The sequence below is a fragment of the Bacillus sp. LBA3-1-1.1 genome (assembly GCF_040676495.1).
In the GTDB taxonomy this organism is placed as follows: Bacteria; Bacillota; Bacilli; order Bacillales; family Bacillaceae_G; genus Bacillus_A; species Bacillus_A nitratireducens.
In genome coordinates, this window is record NZ_JBEGIB010000015.1 from 37072 (window position 1) to 46709 (window position 9638).

The window sequence follows — 9638 nt, forward strand, 5'->3', positions numbered from 1 at the left end:
TAAAGGAAAGAAATCTGTGTACGGAGGAATATTATGCTGCAACACTCAATTACGAAAGATGAAATTATGATGATTGCGAATGAGTTCGTTCAAGGGCTTGATCCGCAGCAAGTTGCTGATCAGGAGCATGTCGCTACAGCTCGGCACCTATATCGTAGTGGTGTTGTCTATAACGTTGACTTTGATGGCTATACGCTATCAGGAACTGTAGATGCTGAAGGTAATGTATATAGCGTTCACATCCCGATTCGTAATGTCGCTGAAAGCTATTGCGATTGCTTTGCGCCAACGCAATGTGAGCATATGCTTGCTGTGTTACTATCTGCAGCTTCAAGTTTTGGGCAGGTAGGAGACGTATTAACTTTATTTAAAAATAATACGAAACCTTCCCTTCCTCCTATTCGAACTGCAAGACAAGTATTGCAATCATCAGCTTTTGAAGAAATGGACTATAAAAGCTGGCACACATACTTTGAAAATGAATTTGAATCATTTAAAAAGGAACAGGCTCGGCTCACTTATAAACAAATGTATTTTCTTATGAGTCTTTTTACAGACTTCTATACAAAATTAGAACGGAAAGCTCCGCGCGTCATTGCTATTCATGAATTATTTAAATTGCACGCGGCACTTTATTGCTTTCAAAAATTATTAGAAGAAATTCAAGAATTTGAAGCAAACAAACTATATTCTTATCACCAACCAGTTAACGTCGTTCGTCTATTCGTTGATAAAGTTGAATCTATCGTTAGGGACTTAAAAACAGAAGCGCTTCCGGCGGAATCCGAACCGATTTTACAAGAAACAGCTCGACTCACGCATGAAGTATTCTTCTCTACCGATGCCTATACACAAGAGCGATTCTTCATTTATCGTCACATATGGGGTGAATTGTTAAGAACAGAAGAGCAGCTAAAAGAAGAAGAAACACGGATTGATACTAAAATTAATCCACTTTCCAAAGCATTAGCCTCTTCTCACCTGCTCTTTTTAAATAGCGAAGATTTATTGGCAATGGAATTACTCGAAAAACAGCCTGCCTCTGTCGTAAGCCTTTATTTTTATTGGTTAGAAGAGTTATTAAGTGCAATGCAGTGGGATCGCGGGAAAAACTGGCTTTCCTTTACGTATAAACAAGTAAAGAAAACAATACTCGAACAAGAGAATACCGTCTTCATACAAGATATCGTTCGGTTATTTGTAATGATGTATGAAACGTATGCAACACACACGAATGAACAAGCGGGATTAGAAATGATTTTACAAGAACTATTACCGTATAGTTTCGCAAATTACGAACAATACGTACTAGCGAAAAAACAATACCGTGCATGGGCAGAACTTCATCTCTTATATGGATTTGAGGCAATCGAACTTTTGAAAGAACCATTGAAAGATATTGAAAAAGAAGCGCCTGAAGCAGCACTTCCTCTTTATCACCTTGCCGCAACAGAAGCAATTGAAGAACGGAATCGCAAATCATATAGACGTGCCGTTCGTTACTTAAAGAAATTACGTATGCTTTATAAACGACTGAAACGAACTGATGAATGGGATGCCTTCATTATTCACATTGCTAATTTACATTCACGTCTGCGCGCACTACAAGAGGAATTACGGAAAGGAAAATTAATCGATGATCATACAAACTGAAGTAACAATTAGGCTCCAGCACGTTAGTCAAGGTTGGTTCCTTTGGGGAGAAGATGATAGCGGTGCTCCCTTATCCGTAGCAATTTGGAAACAAAATGCATTCACATGGCACTCTACTTCCTTCTACGGCACGTTTCTAAAAGAAGCAACGTATGAAGGTAAACAAGGCGTTATGCTAACGAATGTGCAAGCATTTGAATACATCGCAAATAAACCGATGAACTCCTTTGCAAATATGCAAATGAACGGTCCCATTACAGCACTTACAAAGGATGCAAATGAATTATGGGACGCTTTCGTAAGTGGAAGCTTCGTACCCAATATGGAGCGTTGGTCTCATCAGCCATCTTGGAAAGTTCAGAATACCCCAATTGAAGATGACACGTTAGCATCACTTTTCACTTCAGCTGTGAACGAAAGTATTTTGCAAGATAGTCGCTCAAATGATGGCTGGGAAGATGCAAAGAGACTATATGAACATTACGACTTTACGAAAAGACAATTGGAAGCAGCACTACATGAAGAAGATTGGCTTCGAAAAATTGGTTACATTGAAGATGATCTTCCATTTATAGTTGGATTAAGACTTCAAGAACCACAAGAAGAATTTGAAATGTGGAAGCTCGAAACAATCGTTACGCCAAAACGTGGTGCGCATCGCATATATGTATATGAGAATATCGATTCCTTGCCAAAAAGATGGCACGATTACGAAGAACGTATTCTTGAAACACAAGAAGGATTCAGTAGGCTCATACCGTGGCTAAAAGAGGACGACAAGTTCAGGGAAGAACTCTTTGAAACAGAAGCTTGGAACTTCTTAACCGAAGCAAGTAATGAATTACTCGCAGCAGGTATTACAATTTTACTACCATCATGGTGGCAAAATTTAAAAGCAACAAAACCGAAGTTACGTGTACAGCTGAAGCAAAGTACAGCACAAACACAATCTTTCTTCGGCATGAATACGCTCGTGAATTTCGACTGGCGCATTTCAACGGACGGAATTGATTTATCAGAAAGCGAATTTTTTGAACTTGTTGAGCAGAACAAACGCCTTTTCAATTTAAATGGTCAATGGATGAGACTTGATCCTGCCTTTATTGAAGAAGTAAAAAAACTAATGAACCGTGCAGATAAATATGGACTAGAAATGAAAGACGTGTTGCAGCAACATTTATCTAACACCGCGGAAACAGAAATTGTAGAAGACGATAGTCCGTTTACCGATATTGAAATTGAACTAGATGGATATTATGAAGAGCTTTTCCAAAAACTTCTGCACATTGGAGATATTCCAAAAGTAGATGTACCCTCTTCGCTACAAGCAACACTCCGTCCATACCAACAACACGGTATTGAATGGTTGCTATACTTACGAAAGCTTGGATTTGGAGCATTATTAGCCGATGATATGGGACTTGGAAAAAGTATTCAAACGATAACTTACTTACTATACGCTAAAGAAAATAATCTCCAAACAGGACCTGCATTAATTATTGCACCAACATCAGTCCTTGGAAATTGGCAAAAAGAATTTGAGCGTTTCGCACCAAATTTACGTGTTCAGTTACATTACGGGAGTAATCGAGCTAAGGATGAGTCATTTAAAGACTTCCTTCAATCAGCAGATGTTGTATTAACTTCTTATGCATTAGCACAGCTTGATGAAGAAGAACTTAGTACGTTATGCTGGGATGCTGTTATTTTAGACGAAGCACAAAATATAAAAAACCCGCATACGAAACAGTCGAAAGCAGTGAGAAACCTACAAGCAAATCACAAAATTGCTTTAACTGGTACACCGATGGAAAATCGACTTGCTGAGCTTTGGTCTATTTTCGACTTTATCAATCATGGATATCTTGGAAGCTTAGGACAATTCCAGCGTCGCTTCGTCACACCGATTGAAAAAGAACGTGATGAAGGGAAAATCCAGCAAGTTCAACGATTTATCTCGCCGTTTTTACTGCGTCGTACGAAGAAAGATCAAACAGTCGCATTAAACTTACCAGATAAACAAGAACAGAAAGCTTATTGCCCACTAACCGGTGAACAAGCTTCCTTATATGAACAACTTGTTCAAGACACATTACAAAATGTAGAAGGATTAAGCGGGATTGAAAGACGCGGCTTTATATTACTTATGCTGAACAAGCTAAAACAAATTTGTAACCATCCGGCTCTTTACTTAAAAGAAGAAGAACCACAAAATGTAGTTGAACGCTCTATGAAAACAAAAACGTTAATGGAGCTCATCGAAAATATAAAAGACCAAAATGAAAGTTGCCTAATCTTCACGCAATACATTGGCATGGGGAGCATGCTAAAACGTGTACTAGAAGAAAATTTCGGTCAGCGTGTCCTCTTCTTAAACGGGAGTGTACCGAAGAAAGAACGTGACAAGATGATCGAGCAGTTCCAAAACGGAACGTATGACATCTTCATCTTATCTTTAAAGGCCGGCGGAACAGGATTGAACTTAACCGCTGCCAACCATGTCATTCACTATGACCGCTGGTGGAATCCTGCTGTAGAAAACCAAGCAACAGACCGCGCATATCGTATTGGTCAAAAACGCTTCGTTCACGTTCATAAACTGATTACAACAGGAACACTCGAAGAGAAAATTGATGAAATGTTAGAACGAAAACAATCATTAAACAACGCCGTCATTACAAGCGACAGCTGGATGACCGAACTATCAACAGACGACCTAAAAGAATTACTTGGTGTATAAAGTGAAACTTTAATCAGTGGGGGTTCCATCCCCCACTGATTATTAGCCCTCACCAATCTGTTTTTTAAGGGCAGCAAGGATCCCACAAATAGCGGGATAAACAAAAAAGGAGCAATCTCTAAATGAGATTAGCTCCTTTTTCTATGCCAAAACCAATTACTTATTATAATTCCTGTTAACCCGCCGCACGTATCAAGCAATGAATCCTGCCACATCGGTGTACGGCCTCCTGTTAACCCTTGATGAATTTCATCAAATATTGCATATCCCGCAACGAAAAGAAGTGCATATATAAAGCACCTTTTTCTCGAGTAACCAGATTTATAAAAAGCATAATACGTCAATGAGCCGAGTATAAAGAACACCGTAAAATGAGCACCTTTACGAAGGAAAAACTCGATAAAACCACCTACACCTTTATTTGCGATACTAACAGGTGTACCTCCGCCATAATCGATAGATACCCCTGAAAAATGCTCTTTCACAAACTCAACATTTGCGGATTGCTCAATATCCGAGCGCATATCCTGTTTTTTATATGGCTGTGCTGAGGAATAGAAAATAATCCCCATCCATACTAATACAGGAATCCAAAATAACCATTTACGATTCATTCTTCCGTAAGCCCCTCTCTTGCTCTATTAAGAGTACCAAAAAAAAGAAAAAATTTCACGCCAAAACATGACATTTACTCCCTATTTATAAAGTGAAAGTGGGTGATAAACATGGTAGTTGAAACGATCGTTATGGACTTAACTTTACGTCTCGTATGAAACGGTGGATTAGACAAAAACGGAAAAACAGTTTTTAAGAACAAGCAATTCAAACATGTTAAAACAAATACAGATTTTGGGAAAGTACATGCTGTAGCACGTGCTCTTGCTTCATTACAAGGATCACCACTTCATGCTGTACAACTTGTTAGCACGTCAGATCTATATAACCTATAAATAAAAAAGGAGGGAATAACGCACGCAAGTACTAGAGTTAATTTTCGCGAAAGAAGATGGAAAAACAGTTGTTTTTTTATCGATAATCCCATCACAGCCATAAATGTACAAGTAGTAAATCAAGTAATGGATACAATTCTTTCTTCATCTGTTTTTTTACCTGTATTTCCTTCAATGAATTTCCCAAACCGAATTATTTTTAGCTAAACCATCTTTATGATTTTTTTAAACAATGATACAATAGTTTAAAATTTAATTATGAATTACGAAAGAGGGTATTGGTAAATGCAAAAAAATAACGATATAAAAATTAAAGAAAAGCGTTGTTTAAATTTTTTTGATCTATCGAAAAAAGTGGAACCTAAAAAAATAGAGTTAGAAGAAATTGATATTTCGTTTCCTGTAGTACAAATCGAAAATGGTTTTTATCTTCACAATGTATTAGCAAATGAAATCGAAAAAATGTTATTAATTCTTGATAATCAACGAAAAAAAAATAGGACCTTATACGAAAAAGAAAAAAAGAAAAATGAAGAGTTACAAAATGAGTTAGATGCTTTGAAAGAGCGTTGGAGTAAATTCGAAGAATACCAACAAGAAGGTGTTGGTAGACCTAAGGTTACAGACGAAAAAACATTAGAAATTGCACATAAATATTTAATGGCTAATGCAAAAGAAACAAAAGATAATAAACGCAAAGTTAATTACATGAAAACATTCAGATACATGCAAGAAAATTACGGATATGATGGTTCCCATGTTTCTTTAAGGGATGCATTAAGAGAATATCATGCAAATCTAAAAGCAAAAGGGAAACTAAAGATAGATGATTCAGTTATCATCGGATTAGCAGTCCAAAAAACAATGAGAAACAAAATAAACGAATCCAAAAGCGAATAGTCAGAAGTGATAAATAATGGCTCACACAAGAAATAGTGGTAGTTGGGCAAGGAAACTGAAAAATATTCGAAATCCTGAAGCGTTACCGCCAATTATCATAAGAGCGATATGATCACGTTATGACCGCGAGCAATCGCCACAGAAGATATACGGAATGTTAAAAAAGGAAAGACAGCTTATTGCTAGTTATGAAACTGTAGAAGCCTATATCGAGCAAGTGGTAAAACCTTATTACAAAAAGAAAGGGAGAATTAAACCTCCCACTTTTTGAGACAGTCAGGGCATTGCCATTGCATGATTCTATCAATTGCGATGTGTGTGATTCCTATTTTTCTAGTGAAATGAGTTGCGTTATAGGATTTTTGTGATTCTTTAGGGATCGGATCACCTTGCAAATTAGCGTTGCAATGAGGACAAAATTCTTTGCTATCGTTCATGTAATTCACCTCCTTGTTTTTCGGTGTGAGTGTTGTGTCTGAGTATAAATTTGATAAAAATAAAAAAGACAAGTTCCTCCCAAGAACTTGACTTTAAATAATAACTTGTGATTTAAGTATCTAAATTATATGTAGATTAGATTTATTCAATCCTTTTGGTGCGACCAACACCGAGAGGATTTTTTGATTTTTTTGACGGAATTATTGTACCATAAGTTTAGTTTTTTGTTCAATTCAATGTAGTTATAGTTTTGTTTTATCATAAGGTTTTAATTTTTGTCCACAGTTTAACGAAAATCAGCTCAGTTTAGCGAAGTATCAGTTCATTCTCATAAATTATTAGCTTAGTCTAGCAAAAGCGTAGTTTCGTTTAACGATAGGTCAAATTGTTTTGAGGAAGGGATAGCTCACGTTCTTCCATCATTTCAACTAAATCACGAAAACTGATGCTATACCGTAGGTACCATCTTACGGTTAATAAAATAATATCCAGTTGAGAATGTTTCCACTTAAATAGATTTTTCTCTTCCATACCAATCACATCCTTTTTTAGAGTACTAATATCAGTATGTCCAAGTTTAGGAGGTCATTTACAAGCGTTTTGGAGTGTTAGCACTAGAACCAAAAAAACTTTATCTGAAGTTCACATTACTCCGTAAATCAAAAAGACGAATCTGCATCATTTTGCAGATTCGTCTTTTTTCTTCGGCATTTCAATCGGGATAAAGATCTTTGAAAAACCAACGCAAACATATTTATAATCCTCTCCGCCTAAATCAAACTCGGTCGTATAGGTTGAGAAGAAAATATAATCATTTCGCTTTGTATAATGATCGATTAATAATCCAACTTGTGGCTCAACATACTTATTTGCCAGTTTTTTACCCGCCGATGCTAAGTCGCCAAGTAAACCCTCTTTATTTTCCTTCTCAACCTCGTCTAGCTTCTTACTCACATCATTACGCTTCATAAATTGTTTTGCTGCCCAATCTGTATATTCTCCCTTACCCGGATTACTGTTTGCTAAATAAACTAAGAGAACAACCGCTAGAGCCATAATAATATACTTTTTCTTCATGATATATCACCGCCTACTCTTTTCTCTTTTCATATATATGTACAAGCGCTGCAAATTAGAAAGACTACCATCTATTGATTGTAAACGAACAATAAAAATTTACAATACGCAACAGAAAATTAATAGAGACTTCTCACAATTCGCATATAGTTATATTGGGAATAAAAATTATATACGGAAGGATTTAAATTTATGGATAATGAAAATGATATTTTTATTTCTAGTTCTACAATGATGATCGAACTTTATAAGTACCCTTATTACCGCACAAAAATCATCAACAGTAGTGGAAGCCACCTACACTCATGCCAAACAGCTCTCCAACTCATAAAGAAATCCTGTCTAACACATGTTCATTCTACTTACCAAGGTAGACGTGCTGCAGTCCAAGCAAAATTTAATTTCAAACAAAATGTGCCAATTTCAATTAATCATAGAGAATATATTTGTACTTTTCCAACAGAATCTCCTTCGTCCCCAAACTGTATATGGTTGTTCTACAACCGTATGCAGGATATAGAAACTTTCAAAAAACTAAACAGGCTAAAATTCATTTTTTAAACCGAACTACCGTAACGATACGAATAAGTTCCCATAAGTTAAGACAGCAAGTATTGAAAGCTGGATATGTATTATCACGGATGAACATGCAAGATTCACTACACTTAAAAAACTTTATGCCACATTTACTACCTTAAAATGAATGGAATGGAAGGTAATATTCTTCATACCTTCCATTCTACTTATTATTTTTATCCCTTTATACTATCTCACATTTTCTCAAGCGCCTGTCGATATAACCATCTCGTTTGATAGTACGTCATCCCCATTCCAATGGCTATCTCTCCCATCTTTTCACCTGCAAAAAATCGTTCTGAAATAATGTGCCTCTCCCTCTCATTTAACACACTCATAAAGTCCTTCGCTCTCGTTCCCGCATCTTCAGGCTCAAATCGTTCATCATACTCTCCGGCACATACATACCTCTCTTGTACTACACGTTCTGTCCCCAACCTTTCCAATATATGACCACGCACCGTTACGACAGCATAAGCAAGAAAACTCTCTTTCTCCTCCTCATACCTTTCATAAGCATACCAAAGACCAATTAAACCACAGTGATAATACTCTTCATAATCTTGATAAATATTTAACCTCTTTATTTGATTTGCAATCATACCTTCTTACAAAACAACCGTATCTACAAAAGCCTCTGGCTTCACACAATACCCGTTTTTAAAAGGTATACCCAAATGCCCTATACGTTTACAAGACTTCTAGGTATACATAACACCCTTTTTTATTTTCCATTCGTATTAAGTTACTTTTATTTTCACGCCATCAATATAAAAAAAGCAACAAAAATATTGATGTATCAATGTTTATTACGCTTTCCCATATAAAAGAGAACACTGCAAACTAACCTCATAGAGGTCACCGTATCTACCGAAACTGTTTTAAGGTAGCACAGACAAGTAGACAAAAGTCTCGTAAAAAGTGTGTACTTTTTTGACACACTTTTTACGAGACTCTATCATTTTTGCATAAAAGGAGTTGATTTATAGCCGTTTTAAAAAAATGAACTTATACATGTCCATAAAATACCTCAAAAATAACGAGACAATAGTCCACCTATTTTACAAACAAAAAACTTTTTCATGATAATCAGTAAATAAAAATAAAGCTCTTATGGTGTAATAAATTCCTCCATCTTTTTAAAAATGACACTTCGTTAGATAAAACTGATATTACCTTAGTCAGAACTAATACTTTGTTAGATAAAGCTGATATCAACTTAGTCAGAACTTACGCTTTGTTAGATAAGGCTGATATCAACTTAGTCAGAACTTACGCTTTGTTAGATAAGGCTGATATCAACT

At 36.1% G+C, this 9638-nt stretch carries 7 protein-coding genes and 4 pseudogenes; 6 read left to right on the forward strand and 5 right to left on the reverse strand.

All coding sequences use genetic code 11. The features are described 5' to 3' along the window. Window positions 1–33 precede the first annotated feature (33 nt). Both MRBLBA3_RS14305 and MRBLBA3_RS14310 read left to right on the forward strand, forming a co-directional pair. Window positions 34–1653, forward strand: a complete 1620-nt coding sequence (locus MRBLBA3_RS14305) for an SWIM zinc finger family protein (protein ID WP_097881916.1) — start codon at window positions 34–36, stop codon at window positions 1651–1653. Next, the gene (locus MRBLBA3_RS14310) at window positions 1637–4393 is read left to right on the forward strand and encodes a DEAD/DEAH box helicase (RefSeq protein ID WP_363381796.1); all 2757 of its coding nucleotides are present in this window, start codon (window positions 1637–1639) and stop codon (window positions 4391–4393) included. The genes MRBLBA3_RS14305 and MRBLBA3_RS14310 overlap by 17 nt, the downstream gene beginning before the upstream one ends. 128 nt (window positions 4394–4521) lie before the next feature. On the opposite strand, the gene MRBLBA3_RS14315 is transcribed toward MRBLBA3_RS14310, so the two are convergent. Then, window positions 4522–5007 carry a VanZ family protein gene (locus tag MRBLBA3_RS14315; protein ID WP_001080721.1) on the reverse strand — a complete coding sequence of 162 codons (486 nt, stop codon included), beginning with the start codon at window positions 5005–5007 and terminating at the stop codon, window positions 4522–4524. 111 nt (window positions 5008–5118) lie between these two features. Here MRBLBA3_RS14315 and MRBLBA3_RS14320 point away from each other — a divergent pair. The 3 genes and pseudogenes from MRBLBA3_RS14320 (at window position 5119) to MRBLBA3_RS14330 (ending at window position 6243) form a co-directional block, all read left to right on the forward strand. After that, window positions 5119–5343, forward strand: a pseudogene (locus MRBLBA3_RS14320) (DUF1659 domain-containing protein). Window positions 5344–5383: 40 nt separating this feature from the next. Continuing rightward, window positions 5384–5550: pseudogene (locus MRBLBA3_RS14325) on the forward strand (DUF2922 family protein). 78 nt (window positions 5551–5628) lie between these two features. Further along, entirely contained in the window at window positions 5629–6243 is a 615-nt protein-coding gene (locus MRBLBA3_RS14330; RefSeq protein ID WP_363381798.1) for a hypothetical protein, read from the forward strand. A gap of 251 nt (window positions 6244–6494) precedes the next feature. On the opposite strand, the gene MRBLBA3_RS14335 is transcribed toward MRBLBA3_RS14330, so the two are convergent. The 3 genes and pseudogenes from MRBLBA3_RS14335 to MRBLBA3_RS14345 form a co-directional block, all read right to left on the reverse strand. Further along, window positions 6495–6680, reverse strand: coding sequence for a hypothetical protein (locus MRBLBA3_RS14335; RefSeq protein WP_001000011.1), 186 nt, complete (start codon window positions 6678–6680; stop codon window positions 6495–6497). A gap of 382 nt (window positions 6681–7062) precedes the next feature. Further along, a pseudogene (locus MRBLBA3_RS14340) lies at window positions 7063–7212 on the reverse strand (IS6 family transposase); the annotation flags it as partial. 147 nt (window positions 7213–7359) lie between these two features. Then, window positions 7360–7758, reverse strand: coding sequence for a DUF4359 domain-containing protein (locus MRBLBA3_RS14345; protein ID WP_098565039.1), 399 nt, complete (start codon window positions 7756–7758; stop codon window positions 7360–7362). A gap of 192 nt (window positions 7759–7950) precedes the next feature. Here MRBLBA3_RS14345 and MRBLBA3_RS14350 point away from each other — a divergent pair. After that, a pseudogene (locus MRBLBA3_RS14350) lies at window positions 7951–8456 on the forward strand (competence protein ComK). A 72-nt stretch (window positions 8457–8528) separates the two neighbouring features. Here the strand turns inward: MRBLBA3_RS14350 and MRBLBA3_RS14355 are convergent. Beyond that, window positions 8529–8936, reverse strand: a complete 408-nt coding sequence (locus MRBLBA3_RS14355) for a sigma-70 family RNA polymerase sigma factor (RefSeq protein WP_363381800.1) — start codon at window positions 8934–8936, stop codon at window positions 8529–8531. Window positions 8937–9638: the final 702 nt, after the last annotated feature.